We start from the raw sequence: 26,109 nt of genomic DNA, 5'->3' as shown, positions 1-26,109 counted from the left end.
TTCCCCTTCCGTTGTCGGGCAAATCAGCTTTATGAATCCGCCCGTCTCACCCGATGAGAGGGGCGGATCGCGATCGTCACGAACGCGCGGTGGGATGCGGTGGACGCCGAGGTCACAGAGACGATGGTGACCGAGGCGTACGGCGAAGTCGTGTGGTCCTGACGCCGCGGTGCTGGCGTCAAGTTCTCGGGAAGCAATTCCCGGGAGCGACGGTGGCAAAAGAGCCGTTCACCGGGGAGATCACGTTATAAGCCGTCAACCCACTGCGCAGGGAAGGCCGGATGCTCTCCGCTGGACCTGTATGCTCGTGTGCGCATTTTCTAGTGCACATGCACACGAGACCGCGGGTGCAGCGCGCACCCGGTCTTCCCTGCGCCCTCTTCATTGAAGGGGGCAGAGGAACGACAGCAAACCTCGGGCAAGACATGCCGCGAGATCGCGAACGCATATTCAGTCGTCAGCCCCCGTTCCGTCGTCATCACCCGTGAAAGCGGGTGATCCAGTATTCCAGAGACGGTAGTGATCGAACCGATATGCCGCGGCGTACTGGATACCCCGCATGCGCGGGGTATGACAGTCGTTGGGGAGGAAAGTCCGTGCGTGACAATGCTACCCCAGCCGCAACTCTTCATACCCGTTCGCCGCGACCTCGTCGCAGCGCGCGCGGTAGGCCGGGGCGCTGCCGCTGTAGCGGGCGACGATGCGGGTCTGCTTGCCCTCGACGTTGGAATTGATGCCGGTCATCCAGGAGTTGACCTCGTTGGACAGCATGCCCTCGCCGAGCGCCCTGACGTGATCGGTCCAGGACTTGACCCCGTCGGGCGTGGCCTCCAGCCGCGTCAGCTTGTTCTCCTGCGCAAATCGAATCAGCCCGGTAACCCAGTCGACGCTGTACTCGATGCTGCGCGGAATGTTGCCGAGCGCGGTGTGCGGTCCCATCAGCATCAGCATGTTGGGAAACTCATGCACCATGATGCCGAGATAGGTTTCCGGGCCGCGTTTCCACTTGTCCTTCAGCCGCGCCCCGCCGGCGCCGCGAATATCGATCCTGTCGAAACTGCCGGTGATGGCGTCGAAGCCGGTGGCGTAGATGATGATGTCGAATTCATAGTCCTTCGCGCTGGTCCTGATGCCCCCGGGCGTGATCCGCTCGATCGGCGTTTCCGTGATGTCGACCAGTTCGACATTGTCGCGGTTATAGACCTCGTAATAGAAAGTCTCGAGCGGCAGCCGGCGGGTGCCGAAGCCGTGATTCCTCGGGATCAGCTTTTCCGCGACTTCCGGGTCCTTCACCCGTGCGCGGATCTTGCGCGCGACGAAATCGGAGATGGTGGCGTTGGCCCTGCGGTCGGTCAGTATGTCGCGGAAGTTGCCCTGCCAGATGCCGAAGCCGCGCTCGCCATAAAGTTTCTCGTAAAATGCCTCGCGCTCTTCGTCGGAAACCTCGAACGCGCCGCGTGGGTCCGGCGTATGCAGGAAGCAGGCGAAGGTCTCCTGGCAGCGGGCGAATATCTCGGGATAGCCGGCCTTGATCCTGGCTTGCGTCTCGGCGTCGATCTTGCCGTTGTGCAGCGGCGCGCACCAGTTCGGCGTGCGCTGGAATACGGTGAGATGGCCGACCGAGCCGGCAATGGTCTGGATGGTCTGCACGCCGGTGGCGCCGGTGCCGATCACGGCGACGCGCTTGCCGCTGAAATCCACCGGCTCCTTCGGCCATTGCGCGGTGTGAAAGGCCTGGCCCCTGAAATCGTCGCGTCCCTCGATCCGCGGCAGCGTCGGCGTCGAGAGCGGGCCGATCGCGGTAATCAGGAAACGCGAACTGAAGCAGCTGCCGTCCTCGAGCGTGATGCTCCAGCTTCGCGCATCGTCCGCGTACACGGCCGCCGCGACCCGGCTGCGAAACTGGATGTCGCGGCGCAGGTCGAACTTGTCGGCGACATGGTTGAGGTAGCGCAGCGTTTCCGGCTGCCCGGCGAAGTGCTCCGACCACTCCCATTCCGCCAGCAATTCCTTCGAAAACGAGTAGCCGTAGGAATAGCTCTCGGAGTCGAAGCGCGCGCCGGGATAGCGGTTCCAGTACCAGGTGCCGCCGACGTCGGTGCCGGCCTCGAAGGCCCGCACGCGCAAACCCTGTTCGCGCAGCCGGTACAATTGATACAGGCCCGACATGCCGGCGCCGATGATGATGGCGTCATAGTCCGAAATAGGCGTCGCTCCCCTGGCTGTGGTTTGGCGCAAAGCTACCCGGTTGGACACCCCTGGACAAACCCTGCATCGACGCGTGGCAGGGTTGCAGGTTTGCCGCCAGCCGGCTTCCGTCGGCTTTACTCGCGGCCGCATCTGATCCTATCGTTGGTGCCAGGATCGCCGGTCAAGCGGCGGCGGCAGGAGGGGAGGCAAGCGATGGCCCGGGCGCTGCAGCGCAAGCTGCCCTCGATCGACGTCAGCGATCCCCGCCTGTACCAGGACGATTCCTGGCGGCCGCTGTTTGCGCAACTGCGCCGCGACGACCCCGTGCATTATTGCGAGAGCTCGCCGTTCGGGCCGTATTGGTCGGTGACGCGCTACGACGACATCTTCGCCGTCGAACTCGATCATGAGAACTATTCGTCAACCTCGGAGCTTGGCGGCATCCAGATCACCGACCAGCCGCTGGGCCAGGATTTCGCCAATTTCATTCGCATGGACCCGCCGGGCCACACCGCGCACCGGCGTACCGTCGCGCCGATCGTGTCGCCGTCCAACCTCGCCAATTTCGAGCCGCTGATCCGCAAGCGGACGTGCGATGTGCTGGATGCGCTGCCGCGCGACGAGACGTTCGACTGGGCGGCGCGGGTCTCGACAGACCTTACGAACATGATGCTGGCGACCCTGTTCGATTTCCCCTGGGAAGATCGCATGAAGTTGACCTGGTGGTCGGACGTCGCGATCGCCAATGTCGATTCGCCGGACGCGGTAGTGCGTTCGCAAGCCGAGCGCGTTTCCGAGCTGACCGCGATGGGTGAATATTTCCGCAGATTGTGGGATGCGCGCGCCGCGGCGCCGCCGGCCTTCGACCTGATCTCGATGCTGTCGCATTCCGAGGCGACGCGCAACCTGCAGGCCCGCGAATTCATCGGCACCATGGCGCTCCTGATCGTCGGCGGCAATGACACCACGCGGAATTCCATGAGCGGCGGGCTGATGGCGCTGGTTGAAAATCCCGAGCAGTTCGAACTGGTGCGAAGGCGGCGCGAGCTGATCCCGAACCTCGTATCCGAGACCATCCGCTATCACACGCCGGTGCTGCACATGCGCCGCACCGCGCGCCACGATGTCGAACTTGCCGGCCGCCGGATCGCCCGGGGCGACAAGGTGGTGATGTGGTACATCTCCGGCAACCGCGACGAGGGCAAGATCGACCGCGCCGATGAGTTCATCATCGACCGCGCCCGGCCACGCCAGCATCTCGCCTTCGGCGCCGGCATCCACCGCTGCGTCGGCGATCGCCTCGCCGAACAGCAGATCCGAATTCTTTGGGAGGAGCTGTTGAACCGCGACCTTCGCTTCGAACTGACAGGCCCGCCGCAGCGGCTCTACTCGAACTTCATCCGCGGCATCCGCACGCTGCCGGTAAGGATTGTGGGATAGCAACACCATCGTCGTTCCGGGGCGATGCGAAGCATCGAACCCGGAACCTCGAGATTCCGGGTCTGGTGCTAACGCACCATCCCGGAATGACAACAAGGAACAGGAATGAACACACACGACCCCGTTGACGTCCTGATCATCGGCGCCGGCGCGTCCGGCGCGGCGGTGGCCTGGAGCTTGGCCGACACCAAAATGCACATCCTCTGCCTCGACCAGGGCGGCTGGATGAACCAGGCGGAATATCCCAGCACCGGCCGCGACTGGGAGGCGAAGTTCTACGGCGAGTGGTCGACCAGCCCGAACGTCCGCGGCCGGCCCGAGGACTATCCGATCAACGACGACAACTCACCGATCAAGGTCGTGAACTTCAACGCCGTCGGCGGTTCGACGGTGATGTACACCGCGCATTGGCCGCGGCTTCATCCAAGTGACTTCAAGGTCAGGACGCTCGACGGCGTCGCCGACGACTGGCCGATCGATTACGACGCGCTCACGCCGTTCTTCGAGGAGAACGACCGCATGATGGGCGTCTCCGGCCTGTCCGACGATCCGCGCTCGCCGCTGACCCATCCGCCGATGCCGCCGCAGCCGCTTGGACTTTCCGGCCCGCTGATCGGCAAGGCCATGAACAAGCTCGGCTGGCACTGGTGGCCGTCGGACACCACGGTCGCGACGACGGATTACGAGGGCCGGGCGCGCTGCATCAATCTCGGCCATTGCACGCCGGCCTGCGCGCAAGGGGCGAAAGCGTCCACCGACATCACCTATTGGCCGCACGCCATTCGCGCCGGCGTCGAGCTCAAGACCCATTGCCGGGTGCGGGAGATCCTGACCAACGAACATGGCATGGCCTCGGGCGTCGTCTATTACGACAAGGACGGCGTCGAGCAATTCCAGCCGGCCGAAGTCGTCATCATCGCCTGCAACGGCGTCGGTACGCCGCGGCTGCTCTTGAACTCGGTCTCCGGCCGTTTCCCGAATGGATTGGCCAATTCGTCCGGCCTGGTCGGCAAGAACCTGATGTTCCACCCCTATGCGCAAGTCTATGGCTTCGTGAAGGAGCCGACCGACTCCAATCGCGCGCCGCCGACCTGCCTTTGGAGCAAGGAGTTCTACGAAACGGATTTATCGCGCGGCTTCGTCCGCGGCTACGGCATCCAGTTCGGCCGCGGCGCGGGGCCGGTGTTCGAAGCCGTCGCCAGCGAGCAGAAGGGCATTCTGCCGTGGGGCGCGGACCATCACCGCGTCTTTCGCAAGCTCAACGGCCACCGCCTCGGCGTCTCCGCGATCTGCGAAGATCTGCCCGAGGAGCACAACCGCGTCACGCTCGATCCCGTGCTGAAGGACGGCCACGGCATTCCCGCGCCGAAGATCGATTACACCATCAGCGAGAACAGCCGGAAGATGATGGAGCATGGATTGGCGCGCGGCCGCGAGATTCTCGAAGCCGCCGGCGCGACCGACATCTGCACCAACAACCCGATTCCCTGGGGCGGCTGGCATCTGCTCGGCACTGCGCGGATGGGCACCGATCCCGCGCGCTCGGTGGTCAACGAATGGGGTCGAGCGCACGACGTGAAGAACCTCTTCATCGTCGACGGCAGCGTGTTCGTCACCTCGGGCGGCGTGAACCCGACCTCGACCATCCAGGCGGTCGCGCTCTACATCGCCGACCAGATCAAGCAACGCCTCGCCAACCTTTTCGACTGAGAGCGCCATGCCCGCAACAAACGAACTGACCCCGGCCCAGCGCGACGATCTCCGCACCGTCGCCGCGATGATCATTCCCGCCAGCGAGGAATACAAGGTGCCCGGCGCCGACGACCCCGCGATCCAGTCCGACATGCTGGCGACGCTCGGCCGCGACACTGCGATGGTGGCGCAGGCGCTCGATCATCTCGCGCGCCTTGCCGGCAAGCCGCTGGCCGCGCTCGATACGGCCAAACGCGATGCGGTAGCGAAGGAGTTCCGCGCCGGCGGCGGTGCTGCGGCGCAGACGCTCGTTCGCGTGGTGTTGCAATGCTACTATCGTGACGACCGCGTGCTGCGCTCGCTCGGGCTCGAACTGCGCGCCCCGTTCCCGAAAGGCTACACGCTGGCGGAGGGCGACTGGTCGCTGCTCGATCCCGTCAAGGCGCGGCCGGCGACGCTGCGAAGGGCGCCGTAGGCATGCCGATGCTCAATCTCCCCATGGTGAGGAGCCGCGAAGATTCTACCGCAGCGCCGCCAGCAGTTCGTCCGGCGCTTCGGCCATCATCATGTGGCCGGCGCCCGGCAGCACCACGATTCGGGCGTTCGGCGTCGCCGCCGCCAGCGTCTTGCCGGCCTTGGCGGGCGTCATCATGTCGCGCTCGCCGAGGATGAAGGTCGCGGGCACCTTGACCTGCGCGGCGGCGGCGAGCGCGTTCTGATATTCGTTGCAGGCGTTGAGATCGTTGTAGAGCACGCCGGGGCGCGTCTGCTGCAACACGCGCTGCGCGCCCTGGTGCATCCACAGTCCCGGCGCGAGGCTGCTGCCGAGTTCGGCCTTGAAGCCGAGGCCCCAGATCGAGACCATGTCGATGGCGTCGGGACTGTTGGCTTCCGCGGCCTTGAGCAGGTCAGGCCCCACCGTCATCGTGGCGGCGGTGCCGATCAGGCTGAGGCCGGAGACTTTTTCAGGATGCCGCGCCGACGTCTCGAGCGCGATCAGCGAGCCCATGGAGTGACCGATCAGCCTGGCCTTGGGCGCGCCGGCAGCGTCGAGCAGGGCTGCGGTCCAGTCGGCCATCTCGGCGATGGTCGGAAGCGGCGCGCCGGAAGAACGGCCGTGTCCGGGCAGATCGGGCGCAAGCACCGAATAGCCGTGATGGGCGAACCAGCGGCTGTGCAGCGCCCAGGTCGAATGATCGAAGCCCGCGCCATGCAGCATCACGACCGCAGGCAGCGAGGAATCGAACGGGCGGCCGCCGGTCGCAACGAAGGTATCAACGCCATTGACGGACAGTTGCATGGCTCAAGCCCTCTGCGATGTGCGAAGCGCCTGGCCGAGATCGTCGATGATGTCGGCTGCGGTTTCGATGCCGACCGACAGCCGCACCAGTTCCTCGCCGATGCCGGCGGCCTTGAGCTGGGCCGCGTCCATCTGCTGGTGGGTGGTGCTGGCCGGATGGATCACCAGCGTCTTGGCGTCGCCGACATTGGCCAAGTGGCTGATCATCCGCAGCGACTCGATGAATTTCTTGCCGGCGGCGCGCCCGCCCTTGATGCCGAAGGAGACGATCGATCCGGCGCCGCGCGGCAGCAGCGTCCTGGCCAGCGCATGGTCGGGGTGATTTTCCAGCGCGGGATGCAGCACCCAATCGACCGCCTTGTTGGCGGTCAGCGCCTGCAGCACTTCGAGCGTGTTGGCCATGTGGCGTTCCATGCGGACGCCCAGCGTCTCGACGCCCTGCAGCAGCTGGAACGCATTGGTCGGCGACAGGCAGGCGCCGAAGTCCCGCAGGCCCTCGGTGCGCGCGCGCATGATGAAGGCAGCCGGGCCGAACTGCTCGTCGAAGACGATGCCGTGGTAGCCGGCATAGGGCTCGGTGAGCTGGGGGAATTTGCCGGAGCCGCGCCAATCGAACCGGCCGCCATCGACGATGACGCCGCCGATCGCGATGCCATGACCGCCGATCCATTTGGTCGTGGAATTCATCACGATATCGGCGCCGAGCTCGATCGGGCGGCTGAGAAACGGCGTTGCAAAGGTGTTGTCGATCAACAGCGGTAGCCCGTCGTCATGGGCGATCTGCGCGACCTTGGGGATATCGAGCACTTCAAGTCCGGGATTGCCGATGGTCTCGCCGATCACAAGCCGCGTGTTCGGCTTGATCGCTGCGCGGAATTCGTCGAGCCCGCGGGGCTTGACGAAGGTGGTGGTGATGCCGAAGCGCGGCAGCGTGTGGGCGAGCAGATTGATCGTGCCGCCATAGAGCGAGGCGGAGGCGACGATGTGGTCGCCGGCATTCAGCAGGGTCGCGATCGCCAGGTGCAGTGCGGCCATGCCGCTGGCGGTGCAAACCGCGCCAACGCCGGCTTCCAGCGCCGCCAGCCGCTCCTCGAGCACCGCCGTCGTCGGGTTGGATATCCGGGTGTAGATGTGGCCGGCGCGCTCCAGGTTGAACAGCGCGGCGGCGTGGTCGGAATCCTGGAACACGTAGGAGGTGGTTTGGTAGATCGGGACCGCGCGGGCGCCGGTTGCGGGATCGGGGCGCTGGCCCGCGTGCAGGCTCAGGGTTTCGAAGGCAGGCGGCTTGGGTGCGGGCATGCGGGGCTCATAAGGTCGGTTCGCGGACAGATACCTGGATGCTCAGACGTGGACGGCGGTGCGGACGCGCCCGGCATTGCCGAACACGCGCAAATAGCGCTCGACCTCGGCGGGGTCGCCGGTGGCCTTCTCGGTATTGTCCGACAGCTTGACCGCCGGGCGGCCATCGACCGACGTCACCTTGCAGACCAGCGAGATCGGATCGAGATCGGCCGAGCCGTCAGGCGCACAGCCGACGAAATCATTGGTGAGGTTGGTGCCCCAGCCAAAGGAGATGCGCACCCGGCCGGCAAAATGCCGATAGGTCTCCTCGATCGAACCGACGTCCATGCCGTCGGAGAACACCAGCAGTTTCTCGCGCGGGTCGCGCCCCTTCTGCTTCCACCATTTGATGATTTCCTCGCCGGCGGTGATCGGCGGCGCGCTGTCGGGGCGAAAGCCGGTCCAGTCGGCGACCCAGTCCGGTGCGTCGCGCAGGAACGAATTGGTGCCGAAGGCGTCGGGCAGGGCAATCAGCAGGTTGCCGCCATAGGTATGGCGCCACTGGTCGAGAATACGGTACGGCGCCCAGCGCAGCTCCTCGTCCGAATTGGCGAGTGCGGCGGCGACCATCGGCAGTTCATGCGCGTTGGTGCCGATCGCTTCGAGATCATTGTCCATCGCCAGCAGCACGTTGGAGGTGCCGGTGAAGGAGGCGCCGAGGCCCTCCTTGACCGCTTCGACGCACCAGCGCTGCCACAAAAAGCCATGGCGGCGGCGGGTGCCGAAGTCCGACAGCCGCAAGCCCTCCAGCTTGCGCAGCCGCTCGACCTTGGACCACAGCTTGGCCTTGGCGCGGGCATAGAGCACGTCGAGCACGAACCGCCCCTGGCCCTTGGTCGCCTGGCGCGAGCGCAGCTCGTTGACAATGGCGAGCGCCGGGATCTCCCACATCGTGGTGTGCGTCCACGGGCCGTGGAAGTGCAGCTCATACTGGCCGTCGACCTTGCGCAGTTCATATTCGGGCAGGCGGAAGCCGGAAAGCCACTGGATGAAGTCCGGCGAGAACATCTGGGTCTTGCCGTAGAACGTGTTGCCGGCGAGCCAGATCAGCTCCTTCTTGGAAAAGCGGATGGTGCGGGCATGATCGAGCTGGGCGCGCAACTCGGCCTCGTCGATGATTTCGCCGAGGCGGACATGCCTGGTGCGGTTGATCACCGAAAAGGTGACGCGCTGATCCGGATAGAACTCGCGGATCATCTGCAGCATCAGAAGCTTGTAAAAATCGGTATCGAGCAGGCTGCGCACGATCGGATCGAGCCGCCAGCCGTGATTGTAGGTCCGGGATGCGATATCGGTCACTGCCATGCCGGACACTACCGTGCCGGAAGCCGGCCAACCAGTGGATATTGGCCAGCGAATGGCTGCTCAGCGCGCGCTTTCCCGCCTGATCCGGCCGACCGCCGCGGCAATATCGGTCCAGCCGGGCTTGTCCGGGGCGAATTGCCGTCGCAGATAGGTGGCCAGTTCGGCGACCTGGCCGTCGGTCAGGCTGTCCTTGAAGGCCGGCATATAGCCAAGATCGCGCGAAGCCGGCGTTGCGATGCCGTGCAGGATCACCTGGATCAGATTGTCCGGCACCGCGCTGTGCAAATTGCTGTTCAGCGCCAGCGACGGCCGGCTGCCGAACAGCGGCGCGCCGCCGACTTCATGGCATACCGCGCAGGCGCCCTGATAGAGCCGGGCGCCGATGCCGGCGGCCGCGGAGGTTCGGGTGCCGGTCGCCGCTTCGAGCCTGGCGGCCAGCGCTTGCTGCGCCGGCATGTCGAGGGCCGTGTCGTTGAACGAGCCGAGATAAACCGCCATGGCACGAATGTCGGAATCGGGGAGCCGCGCCAGTTCCCTCACGACAGCCTCCATCGGCCCGGCGGCGACGCCGTGCAAGCGGGACTCGCCGGTCCGCAAATACGCGTACAGCTCGCCCTCGTTCCACGGGATCGGCGCCTGCGACAACGATGTCAGCGCCGGGGCTTCCCAGCCTTCGGCAAATCCGCCGGCGAGATGGGCGCTCGCCTTCTCCGCGCCGAGCGCGTTGCGCGGCGAATGGCAGGCGCCGCAATGGCCGAGACCTTCCACCAGATAGGCGCCGCGATTCCACGTCTCGGATTTGGCCGGGTCGGGTTGGAAAACGCCGGGCCGGTGAAACAGCGCGTTCCAGCCGGCCAGCAGCGGGCGCAGGTTGAACGGAAACGCGAGCGCATTGGCGGGCGTCTCGGCGCGCACCGGCGGCTGCGCCATCAGGTAGGCGTAGAGCGCCTGCATGTCGGCGTCGGTCGCTCTGGCGAAATGCGGATAGGGAAACGCCGGGTAGAGATGCCGTCCGTCGCGGTGGATGCCCTCGCGCATCGCCCGCTCGAAGGCGGGATAGGACCACGCGCCGATGCCGGTCCCGGGGTCGGGGGTTATATTGGTGGCGTGGATGGTGCCGAACGGCGTCGGCAGCGGCCGGCCTCCGGCGTTCAGCACCCCGCCCTCCGCGGTATGGCAGACGGCGCAATTGCCGAGTGCGGCGAGTTGCTCGCCGCGGGCGATGGTCGCGGCCGAATAGACCGAGGCATCGGGTCGTGCGATCGGCGTAATGGCGCGCCACGGCAACACCGCCGCGCCGATGCCGACTACGGCCGCGCACAGCGCCGCGGCGGTCGCCAGCGGGCCGCGTCGCCCGATGAAAGGGTTTCGCCATTTGCCCGGATCGGGCGGTGGCGCAGATATCGGCGACGGCAATGCCTGTGGCGCGGTCGCTTGCTCGCCGCGCAGCCCGCGCAGGATGCGCTCGGGCGTGAACGGCAATTCGCGAAAGCGGACACCGGTGGCGTCATAGATTGCGTTGGCGATGGCCGCGGCGCTGGGAACGGAGGCGGACTCGCCGACGCCGAGCGGCGGCTGATCCTGCCGCGGCAGCATCAGCACGTCGATCTCGGGCACCTCGGGAAACTTGATGATGGGGTAGGCGCCCCACTCCCGCGCCGTGACGGACGTGCGGTCGAACGACACTTCCTCCATCAGCGCGCGGCTGGTCGATTGGATCACGTTGCCGTGGATCTGGTGTCGGACGCCGGCCGGGTTGATCATCAGGCCGGAATCCTGCCCGGCGACGACGCGCGTCACGCTGACCTCGCCGGTCGCCTTGTTCACCGCGACGTCGGCGATCCAGGCCGACCACGCCGCGCCGTAACCGGGAAACTGGCTGTGGACATAGAGCGCGTAGGCAAAGCCGCGCCCGCGCACGATGTCGCCCTCGGCCTGTTTGTCCTGGCGTGTCGGCCGTGGTGTCCAGCCGGCCCGCTCGGCTACCGCGTTGACGAGATCGATGGCGCGCCGGTCCTTCAGATACCGCAAGCGATACTCGATCGGGTCGACGCCGGCTTCGCTGGCGCACTCATCGATCCAGGATTCATGCGCGAAGGTGTTGGGCAGCGCCGAGACCCCGCGCAGCCACGAGGCGCGCACGATTGGCGGCATGTCATGCGCCACCACGCGAAGGTTGTCATAATCGTAGGGCGGGATCGCGGTGCGGTCGCCCATCTCGAAAACCGCGGGCGCTGGCGGGATGGCGCCGGTCAGCAACAGCGCCAGCGTCGGCGCGCCGTTCGACGGATAGCGCGTGGCGAAATCATAGCCAGCGACGCTGCCGTCGGCGTTGATGCCGCCATTGACGTCCATCAGCTGGGCGGTGCCCTTGGGCTCCCATGCGTGCTCCTGCTCGCGTGTCAATTGGACGCGGACCGGGCGTCCGACCGCGCGTGACAGCAGCACCGCGTCGGCGGAGACGTCATCGGCGCAGTTGCGGCCGTAGCAGCCGGCCGCCTCCAGCCGGATCACCTCGATATCCGCTTCGTTGGCCTGGATCAGCCGCGCCAGATCCGCGCGCAATGGGTGCGGGTTCTGAGTGCCGGACCAGACCCTGACCCGGCCCTCCTTATAATCGGCTACCGCGCAGGACGGCCCGATCGAGGCGTGCATCTGGTACGGCCAGACATACGTTCGCCGCATCGGCTTGGCGGCGTCGGCGATCGCGGCATCGACATCGCCCTTGTCGATCAGGGTTCGCGGCGCGGACGGATTGGCGCGCAGCGCGGTTTCGATGTTGCCGAGATCGGGCAATGTTGGCGTTGGCTTCCAGGCGACCTTGAGCCGCGCCGCTGCCTTGACCGCATTTTCCTCGCGCTCGGCGACGACGCCGACGAAATCGCCGACGCGGACGACAGCGACCAGCCCGGGAATGTCCCTAACCGACGTTTCGTCGACGGCGATCAGGCTGTTGCCGATGAAGTCGCCGACATCGACGCCAGCATAGGGCGGACGCACGACGCGGCCGTGCAGCATGCCGGGGACGCGAATGTCGTGAACATAAACCAGCTCGCCGGTCGCCTTCGCCGGAAGATCAACGCGGGGAACGGATTGCCCGACGATGGTATAGGCGGCGGCAGCTTTCAGCGGAACCTGATCGGCCAGTTCGAGCCGGATGGTTTCGCCCGATATCAGTTCGCCGTAACTGACGCTGCGGTTGTCCCTTCCACGCACCAGCCCGTCGTCAACGATGAGGTATTCGACGGCAAGCTCCAGCCGCTCGGCAGCGCGGGCGAGCAAAAATTGCCGGGCCTGCGCGGCGGCCTTGCGCAACGGCACCGCTGTGATCTGGATGGTTTCGCTGGCGATGGTTGCGCCCTGGTTGGGCGTCAGCGAAGTATCGCCGAGCACGACCACCACGCGTGCAAAGGAGACGTCGAGTTCCTCGGCGACGATCTGCCCGAGCGCGGTGCGAATCCCGGTGCCGAGATCGACATGGCCGTTATAGGCATTGACCGATCCGTCGGCGGTGATCCTGATGAAAGTCTCGAATGCGCCCGCCTTGCCGGGCGAGACGGGGCGAACGACGCTGAGCGCGCCCTGCGGCCGTTCGCGATCTGCGAGCGAGTCGGGTTCAGTCATCAGGTCTGCGCCTCGACGACATGGCCGGCGGCCCGCATCGCGGCGCGCATGATTTCGACATGCGCGCCGCAGCGGCACAGCTGATGCCGCAGCGCCTCCATCACTTCCGCCTCCGAAGGACAAGACGAGCGCAGCAGCAGCGCCTTGGTAGCGATGATCATGCCGTTGAGGCAATAGCCGCATTGCGCGGCCTGTTCGTCGATGAAAGCCTGTTGCACCGGATCAGGGTGCGAGCGCGTGCCGAGGCCTTCAAGCGTCACAATGTCGCGTCCGACGCAGCCTTCGATGGGAATCACGCAGGCCCTCGCCGCAACGCCGTCGATCAGTACCGCGCAACTGCCGCATTCGCCAAGCCCGCAACCATATTTCGGTCCGTTCAGGGCGAGATCGTTGCGCAGCACGTACAGCAATGCGGTATCGGGCGCGGCGTCGACATCGCAGGCCTTGCCGTTGACGGTCAGCCGCGTCGTGCTCTGCGTCATGCTCCGTTGCCCTCGCTGCGCTGCAAAACCCTGCGCCGGACGTCGGGGAAAGATACCGTTTGTATACAAACGTGCAAGCGCGCGGTCCCGCACCGCGGCGTTGCCCGCTTTGTGGCCGGCAGGGCGAGGCAAATGAATTGTTATGCAGCAATCGGATTTTCGCTGGCGGCGCCGCTTGACAGGATTTCGGTCCGCGCGCAACATTGTTCGTATACGAACAAAGTGATCGCGCCGCCAAGCCGCGGGCGTGATCGACGCCGCTTCGATTGCAGGCTTGTTCATGACCGATGCGACGATCGCCGGTGGCGACAAGATCCGTTGCGATGCCTGTCCGGTGATGTGCTACATCAAGCTGGGCGCGGCTGGCGCGTGCGATCGCTATGCCAACCACAACGGCGAACTGGTGCGCGTCGATCCCCATATCGTGCTGGAGCGAACCGTGACGCATGGCGGCCGGCTGGTGCCGTTCCAGGCCGGGGGCGGCGACTGGGACGGCAAGATCGTCCATGCGCCCAACGTCTTCGTCACCGCGATCGGCGCCGGCACCACCTATCCGGATTACAAGCCGGCGCCCTTCATCGTGTCCTCCGAGATCGACGGCGTCGACATGGTCACGGTGGTGACCGAAGGCATTTTCAGCTATTGCGGCGTCAAGGTGAAGATCGACACCGACCGCTATCTCGGCCCGGAGACGGCGACGGTTCGTGCCGAGGGCGAGGCGATCGGTCATGTCACGACGGGTGAGTATGGTTCGCAGATGCTGTCGCTCGGCGGCGTGCATCATCTGACCGGCGGGTCCAAGAAGGAAGGGCGTGTCACCTGCGACGCGCTGATGGACCTTTCCAATTGCAAGCCGGTGGAACTGGTGATCGATGGCGGCGCTACGGTGGTGGTTCAGGCCGGCTATCCGCCTGTCGTCAACGGCGTCCCCGAAGAGCGCATGCGCGTCGGCTGCGGCTCGGCGACGATCGGCATGTTCGCCAAGCAATGGCACGGCAAGGTCGACGAGGTCGTGGTGGTGGACGACCACATCACCGGCGTTCTGTCGGAGCACCAGGCCGGCAAACTGCTGGATATCCCCGACACCGGAATCAAGATGAAAGGCCGGCGCTCGACGCCGGGACGTTATTTTCAGGTCGCCGAGCCCGGCACCGGCTGGGGCGGCACGAAAATCTCCGATCCCCTGTCGGTGCTGGGGCCGTTCAATCCGAAGCAGGCGCGGCCCGGTCTCACCATGCTGATGGTTTCGACCACCGGCGAGCATGCGGCCTATTACCAGCTCGACGATCAGCTCAAGCCGGTCGAAAAGCCGATGCCGCCTGACCTGAAACTGTCGGTGGAGCGTATCCAGGAAAATTGCGAACCTGCGTTGTGCACGGTGCTGTTCATGGGTGGCGCCGGCGGCTCGCTGCGCGCCGGCGTCACCGACAATCCGGTGCGGCTGACGCGGTCGGTCAAGGACGCGCTGACGCGGGTGACCTGCGGCGGCGCACCGGTTTACGTCTGGCCCGGCGGCGGCATCACCTTCATGGTCGACGTGACGCAGATGCCGGCGGGCGCGTTCGGCTACGTGCCAACGCCGGCGCTGGTCGCGCCAATCGAGTTTACGCTGCGGCTGTCCGACTACGCCGCGCTCGGCGGCCACATGGATCATGTGCGTCCGCTGGCGTCGCTGCGGGACAGTACCGAAACCCGCCCGATGCCCTATATCCCGGGGCAACGGACATGACGCGGCGTCCGCAGATCGCGCTTCTTGCCGACGGCAGGCGATTGCATCTGCAGGACGGCCCGATCGATCTGGTGATCGAGGCGAATGGCAGCGGCACGGAAGTGAGCGCCGCCTATGACGCCGCGGCGCGGCGCTTCACTGGCCTGCTGGATGAACTTTGTGTCGAACTTGCCGAATTGCGGCAGGCGGTTGTTCCGGGGCGTTGCGCGCTGAGAGGCGTCGTCGCGCGCCGGATGCACGCGGCCGTGACGCCCTTTGCTCGGGATCATTTCATCACGCCGATGGCGGCAGTGGCCGGCAGCGTCGCCGAGGAAATCCTCGGCGCGATGCTGGGCGCAACGCGGCTTGACCGGGCTTTCGTCAACAATGGCGGCGACATCGCGCTGCATCTGGCCGACGGCGAGAAGTTCACCGTCGGGCTGCTGGACCGGCCGGATCGGGAAGGCTTGATGCGGACATTCGAGATCAAGGCCGACGACCCGGTCCGGGGCATCGCGACCAGCGGACGGCACGGTCGCAGCTTTTCGCTCGGGATCGCCGACGCCGTCACCGTGCTGGCGAAAACCGCGGCGCAGGCCGATGCCGTCGCCACCGTGATCGCCAATGCGGTGGACCTGGCCGGGCATCCCGCCATTGTCCGTTGTCCGGCCAATGAGTTGCAGCCCGACAGCGACCTCGGTTCGCGGCTCGTCACCCGCAACGTCGGACCACTGGGGAAACGCGAGATTGACCTTGCGCTGCGGGCAGGGGTGAAGCGGGCGCAGCAAATGCTGGCGACGGGATTGATCGAGGGTGCGACCTTGCGTCTACTGGGCGAGACGGCGGTGGTGGGCGCAACAGGGAGCCGGGCAGGCGCGTTGCCGGCGTTGCATGAAAGTGCGATGCAGGGCGTGACGCATACCGGAGCGGGGCAGGCGGCATGAGCGCGGTTATTCGCAAGATCGTCACGGTGGTCGAGGAGACCCATCTGGAGATGGGCCAGAAGGTCGCGCCGCCGACGCGGCGCGCGGCGGCGATCGCCGTGATCGAGAACCCATTCGCCGGCCGCTATGTCGAAGACCTTTCGCCGCTGATCGCGATCGGCGAGGAGCTTGGCGAACTGCTGGCGCAGAAGGCGGTCGCAGCACTCGGCATCGATGGCGCGCGGGCGCAGAGCTACGGCAAGGCCGCGGCGGTCGGCGAAAACGGTGAACTCGAGCACGCGGCCGCAATCCTGCATCCGAAGATGGGCGCGCCGGTGCGCAAGGTGCTGGGCAAGGGCGCGGCGCTGATCCCGTCGTCGAAAAAGCGCAGCGGGCCGGGAACCACGCTCGACATCCCGCTCGGTCACAAGGACGCAGCGTTCGTGCGCAGCCATTTCGACGGCATGGAGGTGCAGATCAACGACGCGCCGCGCGCCAACGAGATCATGGTCGCGGTGGCGGTCACCGACAGCGGCCGGCCGTTGCCACGTGTCGGCGGATTGACGGTTTCGGAAGTCAAGGGCGAAGACGGCTTGAGATAGTTTCTCAGACATCGGAGGTAAGTGATGCGACGTAGACATTTGCTTGGAGCAGGACTGGCGATCGCGGTGACCGGCATGGCGGGCGGCGCCATGGCGCAGGGCGAGATCAAGATTGGCGAGATCAACAGCTATTCGCTGTTGCCGGCCTTCACCGAACCCTATCGCAAGGGCTGGCAGCTGGCGCTCGAGGAAGTCAACGCCGCGGGCGGCATCAACGGCAAGAAGCTCGTCGTCATCTCCAAGGACGACGGCGGCAAGCCAGCGGATGCGACCACCGCGGCCAACGAACTGGTGTCGAGCGAGAACGTGGTGATGCTGACCGGCACGTTCCTGTCCAACATCGGGCTTGCCGTCAGCGATTTCGCCAACCAGAAAAAAGTATTCTTCCTGGCGGCGGAACCGCTCACCGACGCCATCACCTGGTCCAAGGGCAACCGCTACACCTTCCGCCTGCGCCCCTCCAACTACATGCAGGCGGCGATGCTGGTGGAAGAAGCCGCCAAGCTGCCGGCCAAGCGCTGGGCGACGATCGCGCCGAATTATGAGTACGGCCAGTCGGCGGTCGCGGTGTTCAAGAAGCTGATGTCGGAGAAGCGCCCCGACATCCAGTGGGTCGACGAGCAATGGCCGCCGCAGGGCAAGATCGACGCCGGCCCGGTGGTGCAGGCGGTTGCCGCCGCGAATCCGGAAGCGATCCTCAACGTCACCTTCGGCGCCGATCTCATCAAGCTCGTGCGCGAAGGCAATACCCGCGGCCTGTTCAAGAATCGCGCGGTGGTGTCCTTCCTCACCGGTGAACCTGAATATCTCGATCCCTTGAAGGAGGAAACTCCGGAAGGCTGGATCGTCACGGGCTATCCCTGGTACGACATCAAGACGCCGGACCACGACAAGTTCCTGAAGGCCTATCAGGCCAAGTTCAACGACTATCCGCGGCTCGGCTCGATCGTCGGCTACCAGACCATCAAGGCCGCCGCCGCGATCCTGGCGAAGGCCAACTCGACCGATCCGGAGAAGCTGATCGCGGCGGCCCAGGGTCTGACGATGCCATCGCCGTTCGGCGAGATCACCTTCCGCAAGATCGACCATCAATCGACGCTCGGGGCCTATGTCGGCAGGACAGCGCTGAAGGATGGCAAGGGCGTGATGGTGAACTCGGTCTACCGCAAGGGCGCCGATTATCTGCCGAGCGATGCCGAAGTGGAAAAGATGCGCCCGAAGCAGTGAGGTGTATACTACTCCCTCGCCCCGCTCTCGCGGGGTCGAGACGAGCGAAGCTCGCTCTTAGAGGGTCGGGGTGAGGGGCTCTCTCCACGAGTCGTATTTCGCTGATAGACCTGTACCCCCTCACCCGGATCGCAAGGGCGACCCGACCTCTCCCCGCAAGCGGGGCGAGGTAAGCAAGACCTCATCCGAAGGAGGCGAAGCGCCGTCTCGAAGGATGAAGGCCCCGCTCTGACGCCGCGCCAACCCGGACCGCCAATGGCCTTCTACTTCGTGCAGTTCCTGACCGGTCTCGCCAGCGCGGCGTCGCTGTTTTTGGTCGCGTCGGGCTTGTCGATCATCTTCGGCGTGACGCGGATCGTGAACTTCGCGCATGGCGCGTTCTACATGCTCGGCGCCTATGTCGCGTTCACGCTGACCGAACGCTTCTCCGGCGCGCTCGGTTTCTGGGGCGGGATCGTCGTGGCGGCGCTGGTGGTCGCGGTGATCGGCGTGCTGGTGGAGATGGTGCTGTTGCGACGAATCTACCATGCGCCGGAGCTGTTCCAGTTGCTCGCGACTTTCGGCCTGACCCTGATGGTTCAGGATATCGTGGTGCTGATCTGGGGCCCGGACGATCTGCTCGGTCGACGCGCGCCCGGCTTCCGGGGCGCGGTCGATTTCTTCGGCCAGAAGATCCCGAGCTACGACCTGTTCCTGATCGCGCTCAGTCCGATCGTTCTCGGCGCGCTCTGGCTGCTGTTCCAGCGCACGCGCTGGGGTGTGCTGGTGCGCGCGGCGACCCAGGACCGCGACATGGTGGCCGCGCTCGGCGTCAATCAGAAATGGCTGTTCACCAGCGTGTTCGCGCTCGGCGTCTTTCTCGCAGCGCTCGGCGGCGCGCTGCAAATCCCACGCGATGCCGTGCACCACGCGCTGGACCTGCGCATCATCGTCGAGGTGTTCGTGGTCGTGGTGATCGGCGGGCTCGGCAGCATCATCGGCGCCTTTGTCGCCGCCGTGCTGGTGTCCGAACTCAACGCCTTCGGCATCCTGATCTTTCCGAAGATCTCCATCATCCTGGTTTTCCTGGTGATGGCGGTGGTGCTGATCGTGCGGCCATGGGGGCTGTTCGGTAGACCGGAGGCGGCCGCGCGCCGCACGCCTGGCCTGACCGTTACGCCGTGGCGGCCGCTGACCGCGAATGAACGGTTACTGTCAGCAGGCGCACTGGTCGTTGCGGCGATGCTGCCGCTGGTCGCCGGCAATTATGCGCTTACCGTCGGCTCGGAGATCGCGATCTTCGTGATCTTCGCCGCCAGTCTGCATTTCCTGATGTCGGTCGGCGGGCTCGCCTCATTCGGTCACGCCGCCTATTTCGGGCTCGGCGCCTATGGCGTCGCGTTCCTGGCCAAGGCGGCGGGATTGCCGATGATCGTCTCGCTGTTGCTCGGCCCGCTGCTGGGCCTGCTGGGTGCTGCGGTGTTCGGCTTCTTTGCCGTGCAATTGTCCGGCGTCTATTTCGCGATGCTGACGCTCGCTTTTGCCCAGATCGTCTGGTCGATCGCATTCCAGTGGGTCGCGGTTACCGGCGGCGACAACGGCATCCTCGGCGTCTGGCCGGAAAAATGGGCAGCGAGCCCGGCGAATTTCTACTGGCTGTCGCTCGGGATCGCGACCGCCGCGGTCGCCCTGCTGCGGGTGATCGTGTTTTCGCCGTTCGGCTATGCGTTGCGGGCGACGCGGGACTCGCCGCTGCGCAGCGAAGCGATCGGCATCGACGGCAAGCGCGTACAATGGACCGCCTTCGTCATAGCCGGCACGCTGGCCGGGTTTGCCGGCGCATTGTTCGCCTATCTGAAGGGAAGCGTGTTCCCGGACAGCCTCGGCATCTCGCTGTCGGTCGATGCGCTGGTCATGGTGTTGCTGGGCGGCGTCGAGACGGTTTCCGGCGCCGTGATCGGCGCGATCGTCTTCAAGGCGGCCAGCATCTGGCTGGTGAGCCAGACCGATCTGTCCAAGCTGGTGATGGGCGGCTTCATCGTGCTGATCGTCGTGGCGTTTCCCAAGGGCATCGTCGGCACCTTGGAGGCGATCAGGAATCGCCGGCGATCCGCGGCGGCGAAACCCGTGTCCCTCAACTCCCGGGTCGAGACTGCCGAATGAGCATGGTCCCCACATTGCTGTCGGTCGAAAACCTGAGCAAATCCTATGGCGGCGTCCATGCCGTGCGCAGCGTGTCGTTCCAGCTCAGGGCCGGCGAAATCCTGGCGCTGATCGGGCCCAACGGCGCCGGCAAGAGCACCTGCTTCGACATGCTCAATGGCCAGAATGTCCCCGACAGCGGCCGCATCAACCTGCTCGGCGAGGATACGGTCGGCCGGAAGCCGCGCGCGATCTGGCGGCTCGGCGTCGGACGCACGTTCCAGATCACCGCGACGTTCCCGACCATGACCGTGCGCGAGAACGTGCAGGTCGCGCTGGTATCGTATGGCCGGCAGTTGTTCAATCTCTGGGGCTCGACCGGGAACTACGCGCGCGAGGAGGCGGGCCGGCTGCTCGATCTCGTCGGCATGGGCGCCTATGCCGGGCGGCCGTGCGGCGAACTGGCCTATGGCGATCTCAAGCGGCTCGAACTTGCGGTCGCGCTCGCCAACCAGCCAAGATTGCTGCTGATGGACGAGCCGACCGCCGGCATGGCGCCGCGCGAGCGAATTGAACTGATGCGGCTCACCACGCGTATTGCCCGCGAAAAATCGATCGGTGTGCTCTTCACCGAGCACGACATGGACGTGGTATTCGAGCACGCCGACCGTATCCTCGTACTGAACCGCGGCAGCCTGATCGCCGAAGGCTCGCCGGAGGAAGTTCGCGGCAACCCGCAGGTGCGCGCCATCTATCTCGGCGAAGGGCTGGTTTACGACGCGCGCCACCGCGAGGGAGCGGGCGCATGAAGCTGCAGGTTTCAGGCCTCAACAGCTTTTACGGGCCGGCGCACATCCTGTTCGACATCGCGCTCGACGTCGGCGAAGGCGAGGTGGTGACGCTGCTCGGCCGCAACGGCGCCGGCAAGTCGACGACGTTCCGTTCCATCGTCGGCCTGGTGGAAAATCGTTCGGGGCGGATATTGTTCGAGGGCAGGGACGTCTCGGCCGAGCTGACCCACGCCATCGTCCGCGGCGGGCTCGGTTACGTGCCGGAGGAGCGGCGCATCTTCACCGACCTCACCGTCGACGAAAATCTCGAAGTCGGCCGCCAGCCGAAACGTCCCAATGCGCCGCACTGGACGCGGGAGAAGCTGTTCACGCTGTTTCCAAATCTTGCCGAGATGCGCAACCGTCCGGGCGGGCGCATGAGCGGGGGAGAGCAGCAGATGTTGACCATCGCGCGGACGCTGATGGGCAATCCCTCGCTGGTGCTGCTCGACGAGCCCTCGGAGGGGTTGTCGCCGAAGATCGTCGAGCAGATGGTAGACGCCATCCTGGCGATGAAGAAGGAAGGCGTCGGCATCCTGGTGTCCGAGCAGAACCTGCATTTCGCGCGGCTGATTGCCGACCGCGCCTATATCATCGAACGCGGCAGGATCTGCTTCGGTGGAACCATGGCCGAACTCGACGCGCGGCCCGACATCCGGGACGCGCACCTGTCGCTGTAACCGGAACGAGGAAAGGCAAGGGCAGGGAGCGCAGATGGCAAGGAGTGTTTCGCCGAAACGGACCTTCAAGCCGGCGCGGCCGTGCTATGTTCTCGACGAGCAGATCGGCTTCATCCTGCGCCAGGTGTGGCAGCGCCACGCCACCATCTTCGCGCGCGAGATCGGGATCAACCTGACGCCGACGCAATGGGCCGCGCTGGCGAAGCTGAATGAGACCGGCCCGTGCTCGCAGAACCTGCTGGGGCGATTGACGGCGATGGACGTCGCCACCATCAAGGGCGTGATCGACCGCCTCACCGCGCGCGGCCTGACCGAAACCTGCCCCGATCCCGAGGACGGCCGCCGCCTGCTGGTCAGCCTGACGCGCGCCGGCCAGCAACTGGCGGAGAAGGCCGCGCCGAACGCGCTGGCCATCACCAAGGAAACGCTGGCGCCGCTGGACGCCAAAGAGCGCGAAACCCTGATGGCGCTGTTGAACAAGCTGCGCTGATCAGCGGCCGACGATCTCCGGCATCCGCGTTGCCGGCGGGGTGTTGCGGCTGCGCTGGGTGCGGACGATGCCGTCGATGATGGTCATGCCGATGCCGGGCAGGTCGCCGAGCTGCACGCTTTCCAGGATGTTCTTGCCGGCGGAATGCTGCGCCATGTCCATGATGACGAAATCCGCGGCGCGGCCGACCTCGATGATGCCGCAGTCGAGCGCGCGCATCCGCGCGGTGTTGCCGGTGGCCAGGCAGAAGGCGATTTCGGCCGGCAGTTCGCCGAGCGAGGAGAGCATCGAGACCATGCGAAGGATGCCGAGCGGCTGCACGCCGGAGCCGGCCGGCGCGTCGGTGCCGAGGATGACGCGGTTGAGATCGCCCATTTCGCGCGCGATGCGTAGCGTGAACAGCGCCGAACGCTCGTTGCCGTTGTGGACCAGCTCCAGCCCGCGCTTGCAGCCCTCGCAGATGCAGCGGATCTGGTCGTCGGGCAGCGCGGTGTGGCCGCCATTGATGTGACCGACCACGTCGGTATCGGCTTCCAGCACCACGTCCTTGTCGATCAATCCGGAGCCGGGGATCGAGGGCCCACCGGTGTGGATCGTGCTTTGAATTCCGTATTTGCGCGCCCAGCCCACCATCTTGCGCGCGGTCGGCCCGTCCTTGACGCCGCCGAGGCCGACTTCGCCGAGCAGCTTGACGCCGGCTGCGGCCAACTCCTTGAAATCGTCCTCGACCATCTCGCACTCGATCACGGGCGCGCCGGCATGAACCTTCACGCCGCCGGGGCGGAGCGTCCAGAACGAACGCTGCGCGAAGATCGCCATCGCCTTCAGGCCGATCACGTCGCGGGGACGGCCGGGCATGTGAACCTCGCCGGCCGAGATCATGGTGGTGACGCCGCCGTGGAGATAGCTGTCGATCCAGTTGATCTGGTTCTGCCGCGGCGTCCAGTCGCCGGCGACGGGATGCACGTGACTGTCGATCAGGCCCGGCGCGACGGTGGCGCCGCGGGCGTCGATGATGGTGGTGGCGCCCTCGGTATCGACGTCCTTGAGGCGGCCGATGGCGGTGATCTTGCCGTTCTCGGCCGCGATCGTGTCCGCATCCAGGATCGGCCGCTCCAGCGCCCCTGACAGCAGCAGCCCGATATTGCGGATCACCAGCTTGCTCGGGCCGGCTGCCTCAGGTGCATCGTGGGCCATCGGTTTGTCCTTTGTGTTCAATGCTTTCGGGCGCGGAACGCCATCTTGCCCGCGGCTTGACGGCGGGATCAAGCTGGATTATTCATTCGTATACGAATGATTGTGTACAAACGATGCGAACATTGCAGATCGGCCGCCGCGCGGCGGGATCGGCAAGGCGGAACAGGCAAGACGGGATCGGTCAGGATGAGCAACTTCAACCAGGAAAGCGTCCTCAGCGTCCATCACTGGACCGACACGCTGTTCAGCTTCACCACCACGCGCGATCCCTCGTTTCGTTTCAGGAACGGCGAGTTCACCATGATCGGGCTGAAGGTCGGCGAGAAGCCGCTGCTGCGCGCCTACAGCGTCGCCAGCGCCAATTACGAGGACCGGCTCGAGTTCTTTTCGATCAAGGTGCCGGACGGGCCGCTGACCTCGCGCCTGCAGCATCTGAAGCAGGGCGACGCGATCATCGTCAGCCGCAAGGCGACCGGCACGCTCGTCATTGATAATCTCGAAGACGGCCGTAACCTCTATCTGATCGGCACCGGGACCGGCCTCGCCCCGTTCCTGAGCGTGGTCAAGGACCCGGAAACCTATGAGCGCTTCGACAAAGTGGTGCTGCTGCACGGCTGCCGCCGCGTCAAGGAACTCGCCTATGGCGAGATGATCACCGAAAAGCTGCCGAACGACGAACTGATCGGCGACTACATCCGCAACCAGCTGATCTACTACCCGACCGTGACGCGCGACCCCTTCCGCAACCGCGGCCGCATTACCGACCTGATCACTTCAGGCAGGCTATTCGGCGATATCGGGCTGGCCTCGCTCGACCCCGCCCATGACCGCGTCATGATCTGCGGCAGCCCGGCGCTGGTGACGGACACCCGCGCCCTGCTCACCGGCAGGGGCTTCGTCGAAGGCAACCACGGCGAGCCCGCGCAGTTCGTGGTGGAGAAGGCGTTCGCGGAGCGGTAGTCCCGGCCCGCCCCGCGCCGGGTGCCGAGCCCCACCCCGAGTCCCGGGCCAGGCGTGTCTGGCGCTGCGGCGGGAACTGCGGCTTCCGCGCCATATTCGCACGCCCGGCTTTTGACCACCTTTCGGCCCGCCGCACAATCGACTAGGGTTTTGCCCATCGCGACCGCAAATCGACAAATAGACGGTCATCGGCGAGGGGGGAACGCATTGAACGGTCAGGCAAGCGGGCGCAGCGAAGTCGTGCGTAGCGCCGGTGACGGCGTGCGGGGGCGCATGTGGGCCGGCCTGTGGGTTTCGCTCCTGCTGGCGATCCTCGGCTTCCTCGTCCTCTATCCGATCCTGATGCTGCTATTGGGCTCGCTAACCGACACCAACCCGGTCGTCGAGGGCATCTCGCTCCGTCATCTCTCGATCGCGAACTTCCTCACCGTGCTCGCCAACCCCAATGTCGCGGAGGCGCTGGTCAACACGCTGATCGCCTGCGGTGGCGGGACCCTGATCGCGGTCGTGATCGGATTGCTGTTCTCCTGGATCGTCGTCCGCACCAATACGCCGTTCAAGGGCTTCATCGCGGCCGCCAGCATCTTGCCGTTGTTCGCGCCGCCGCTGGTGGCGGGCGTCGCATGGGCCATTCTCGGTTCGCCCAAGACCGGCCTGATCAACACCATGTTCAAATGGATCGGCCTCGACTGGCGTGTCGATTTCTATTCGATGTGGGGTCTGGTGATTGTGTTCGGCATCTACTACGCGCCCTACGTCTACATGTTCACCTCCTCGGCGCTGCGCAACATGGACCCGAGCCTGGAAGAGGCCGCCGAGATTTCCGGCGCCAGCGCCTTCGCGACGCTGTTCTCGGTGACGTTTCCGCTGATCATGCCGGCGATCATCTCGGGCATGCTGCTGTCGTTCATCGTCATGCTCGGCATCTACGGCATCCCGGCGGTGCTGGGCGCACCGACCAACCTTGCGGTGCTGACCACCTATATCTTCAAGCTCACCAACTGGTCGCCGCCGCTCTACAATACCGCCGCCGCGGTCGCGATCATCCTGATGGTGGTCACCGGCCTTCTTGTCTGGCTGCAGCACAAGGTCTTGAGCGGCCGCAGCTACACGACCGTCGCCGGCAAGGCGTTCCGGCCGCGCAGCCTCGACCTGGGGCGATGGCGCTGGTTCACCTTCGGCCTCGGCTTCGTCTACCTTCTCGTCGTGGTGCTGCTGCCGCTGCTGGCGCTGATCGTCGCCGCGTTTCGAAAATTCATGTTCATCCGTGATGCCGCCAGCCTGTTCGACCTCAAGCAGTATTCGCTGATGCATTTCTACAGCATCTTCGACAATCCGCTGACCCTGCGTTCGATCTACAACGCGGTCGAAGTCGGGGTCATCACCGCCGTGGTCGGCGGCGCGCTCGCCTTTGCCATCGGCTATACCATTCACCGGACCCAGGTGACGGGCCGGCGCTGGATCGATCTGATTTCGACCATTCCGGTGGCCATCCCCGGCCTCGTGGTCGGCGTCGCCTATCTCTGGGCCTGGATCGGAATTCCCGCCGGTCTTTATGGGACGATCTGGATTCTGGCGCTGGCGTTCATCGCGCGCTTCATGCCCGATACCGTCAAGGCGCTGTCGACCTCGTTCCTGCAGATCCACCGCGAGCTCGAGGAAGCAGCCTGGGTCTGCGGCAAGGGCGTGCTCGGCACCATCAGGACGATTGTGTTGCCGCTGGCGCGGCCGGGCGTGATCGCGTCGATGACGCTGCTATTCGTGCTGGCGATCCGTGAACTGGGCTCGTCGCTGTTTCTCTACACCAGCAACACCATGGTGATGTCGGTGCTGCTGCTGGACTATTACGAGGGCGGCAATCTTGGAAAGACCGCCGCATTCAGCCTGGTGCAGACGGTTCTGCTCGGCGTTCTCATCGGCGGCGCCAACTGGCTGTCGCGCGGTGCGACGCAGGGCAGCGTCGTGCGCGCCGGATAACAACTCAAAGGGAGGATTGG

Annotated in this window: 20 protein-coding genes; 13 read left to right on the top strand and 7 right to left on the bottom strand. The window is 65.5% G+C overall.

The window, feature by feature from the left end; all coding sequences use genetic code 11:
• Window positions 1–609 precede the first annotated feature (609 nt).
• Complete coding sequence (locus Q0D31_RS04680; RefSeq protein ID WP_291845774.1) at window positions 610–2,238, bottom strand: NAD(P)/FAD-dependent oxidoreductase; 1,629 nt, start codon at window positions 2,236–2,238, stop codon at window positions 610–612.
• Between the two features lie 165 nt (window positions 2,239–2,403).
• Here Q0D31_RS04680 and Q0D31_RS04675 point away from each other — a divergent pair, with 165 nt between their 5' ends.
• The 3 genes from Q0D31_RS04675 to Q0D31_RS04665 all read left to right on the top strand — a co-directional run bounded on the left by Q0D31_RS04675 (window position 2,404) and on the right by Q0D31_RS04665 (window position 5,797).
• On the top strand, window positions 2,404–3,630 hold the full coding sequence (locus Q0D31_RS04675) for a cytochrome P450 (RefSeq protein ID WP_291845773.1): 1,227 nt from the start codon (window positions 2,404–2,406) through the stop codon (window positions 3,628–3,630).
• 105 nt (window positions 3,631–3,735) lie between these two features.
• The gene (locus Q0D31_RS04670) at window positions 3,736–5,340 is read left to right on the top strand and encodes a GMC family oxidoreductase (protein WP_291845772.1); all 1,605 of its coding nucleotides are present in this window, start codon (window positions 3,736–3,738) and stop codon (window positions 5,338–5,340) included.
• A gap of 7 nt (window positions 5,341–5,347) precedes the next feature.
• Window positions 5,348–5,797 (top strand): hypothetical protein, encoded by a 450-nt coding sequence (locus Q0D31_RS04665; protein ID WP_291845771.1) that lies wholly within the window; start codon window positions 5,348–5,350, stop codon window positions 5,795–5,797.
• A gap of 45 nt (window positions 5,798–5,842) precedes the next feature.
• Here Q0D31_RS04665 and Q0D31_RS04660 read toward each other — a convergent pair whose 3' ends face one another.
• The 5 genes from Q0D31_RS04660 to Q0D31_RS04640 are packed head-to-tail and all read right to left on the bottom strand — an operon-like array spanning window position 5,843 to window position 13,374.
• Complete coding sequence (locus Q0D31_RS04660; RefSeq protein WP_291845770.1) at window positions 5,843–6,622, bottom strand: alpha/beta hydrolase; 780 nt, start codon at window positions 6,620–6,622, stop codon at window positions 5,843–5,845.
• Window positions 6,623–6,625: 3 nt separating this feature from the next.
• Entirely contained in the window at window positions 6,626–7,921 is a 1,296-nt protein-coding gene (locus Q0D31_RS04655) for an O-acetylhomoserine aminocarboxypropyltransferase (protein WP_291845769.1), read from the bottom strand.
• Between the two features lie 42 nt (window positions 7,922–7,963).
• Complete coding sequence (pncB, locus tag Q0D31_RS04650; RefSeq protein WP_291845768.1) at window positions 7,964–9,268, bottom strand: nicotinate phosphoribosyltransferase; 1,305 nt, start codon at window positions 9,266–9,268, stop codon at window positions 7,964–7,966.
• A gap of 60 nt (window positions 9,269–9,328) precedes the next feature.
• Window positions 9,329–12,892, bottom strand: coding sequence for a molybdopterin cofactor-binding domain-containing protein (locus Q0D31_RS04645; RefSeq protein WP_291845767.1), 3,564 nt, complete (start codon window positions 12,890–12,892; stop codon window positions 9,329–9,331).
• On the bottom strand, window positions 12,892–13,374 hold the full coding sequence (locus tag Q0D31_RS04640) for a (2Fe-2S)-binding protein (protein ID WP_291845766.1): 483 nt from the start codon (window positions 13,372–13,374) through the stop codon (window positions 12,892–12,894). Before Q0D31_RS04640 ends, Q0D31_RS04645 begins: the two co-directional genes overlap by 1 nt.
• Window positions 13,375–13,654: 280 nt before the next feature.
• On the opposite strand from Q0D31_RS04640, the gene Q0D31_RS04635 reads away from it, so the two are divergent.
• The 8 genes from Q0D31_RS04635 to Q0D31_RS04600 all read left to right on the top strand — a co-directional run bounded on the left by Q0D31_RS04635 (window position 13,655) and on the right by Q0D31_RS04600 (window position 21,955).
• The gene (locus Q0D31_RS04635) at window positions 13,655–15,103 is read left to right on the top strand and encodes a 6-hydroxynicotinate reductase (RefSeq protein ID WP_291845765.1); all 1,449 of its coding nucleotides are present in this window, start codon (window positions 13,655–13,657) and stop codon (window positions 15,101–15,103) included.
• The gene (locus Q0D31_RS04630; RefSeq protein WP_291845764.1) at window positions 15,100–16,026 is read left to right on the top strand and encodes a UPF0280 family protein; all 927 of its coding nucleotides are present in this window, start codon (window positions 15,100–15,102) and stop codon (window positions 16,024–16,026) included. The genes Q0D31_RS04635 and Q0D31_RS04630 overlap by 4 nt, the downstream gene beginning before the upstream one ends.
• On the top strand, window positions 16,023–16,607 hold the full coding sequence (locus Q0D31_RS04625) for an amino acid synthesis family protein (protein WP_291845763.1): 585 nt from the start codon (window positions 16,023–16,025) through the stop codon (window positions 16,605–16,607). Before Q0D31_RS04630 ends, Q0D31_RS04625 begins: the two co-directional genes overlap by 4 nt.
• A 24-nt stretch (window positions 16,608–16,631) precedes the next feature.
• Window positions 16,632–17,834: an ABC transporter substrate-binding protein gene (locus Q0D31_RS04620; RefSeq protein WP_291845762.1), complete on the top strand. Its 1,203-nt coding sequence runs from the start codon at window positions 16,632–16,634 to the stop codon at window positions 17,832–17,834.
• Between the two features lie 255 nt (window positions 17,835–18,089).
• Window positions 18,090–19,976, top strand: a complete 1,887-nt coding sequence (locus Q0D31_RS04615) for an ABC transporter permease (protein WP_291845761.1) — start codon at window positions 18,090–18,092, stop codon at window positions 19,974–19,976.
• A complete protein-coding gene (locus Q0D31_RS04610; RefSeq protein WP_291845760.1) occupies window positions 19,973–20,764 on the top strand; it encodes an ABC transporter ATP-binding protein in 792 nt (263 codons plus the stop codon). Before Q0D31_RS04615 ends, Q0D31_RS04610 begins: the two co-directional genes overlap by 4 nt.
• The gene (locus Q0D31_RS04605) at window positions 20,761–21,465 is read left to right on the top strand and encodes an ABC transporter ATP-binding protein (RefSeq protein ID WP_291845759.1); all 705 of its coding nucleotides are present in this window, start codon (window positions 20,761–20,763) and stop codon (window positions 21,463–21,465) included. The genes Q0D31_RS04610 and Q0D31_RS04605 overlap by 4 nt, the downstream gene beginning before the upstream one ends.
• Before the next feature lie 34 nt (window positions 21,466–21,499).
• Window positions 21,500–21,955 (top strand): MarR family winged helix-turn-helix transcriptional regulator, encoded by a 456-nt coding sequence (locus Q0D31_RS04600; RefSeq protein ID WP_291845758.1) that lies wholly within the window; start codon window positions 21,500–21,502, stop codon window positions 21,953–21,955.
• Here the strand turns inward: Q0D31_RS04600 and Q0D31_RS04595 are convergent, their stop codons facing one another.
• The gene (locus Q0D31_RS04595; RefSeq protein WP_291845757.1) at window positions 21,956–23,152 is read right to left on the bottom strand and encodes an amidohydrolase family protein; all 1,197 of its coding nucleotides are present in this window, start codon (window positions 23,150–23,152) and stop codon (window positions 21,956–21,958) included.
• A 186-nt stretch (window positions 23,153–23,338) separates the two neighbouring features.
• Between Q0D31_RS04595 and Q0D31_RS04590 the strand changes: the two genes are divergently transcribed.
• Complete coding sequence (locus tag Q0D31_RS04590; RefSeq protein ID WP_291845755.1) at window positions 23,339–24,112, top strand: ferredoxin--NADP reductase; 774 nt, start codon at window positions 23,339–23,341, stop codon at window positions 24,110–24,112.
• 207 nt (window positions 24,113–24,319) lie between these two features.
• A complete protein-coding gene (locus tag Q0D31_RS04585; RefSeq protein ID WP_291845754.1) occupies window positions 24,320–26,089 on the top strand; it encodes an iron ABC transporter permease in 1,770 nt (589 codons plus the stop codon).
• The last annotated feature ends 20 nt before the right edge of the window (window positions 26,090–26,109 follow it).

The sequence above is a fragment of the Bradyrhizobium sp. genome, assembly GCF_022844465.1.
In the GTDB taxonomy this organism is placed as follows: Bacteria; Pseudomonadota; Alphaproteobacteria; order Rhizobiales; family Xanthobacteraceae; genus Bradyrhizobium.
The sequence above is the reverse complement of the archived record's forward strand: the minus strand, read 5'-3'. Positions and strand labels throughout refer to the sequence as shown.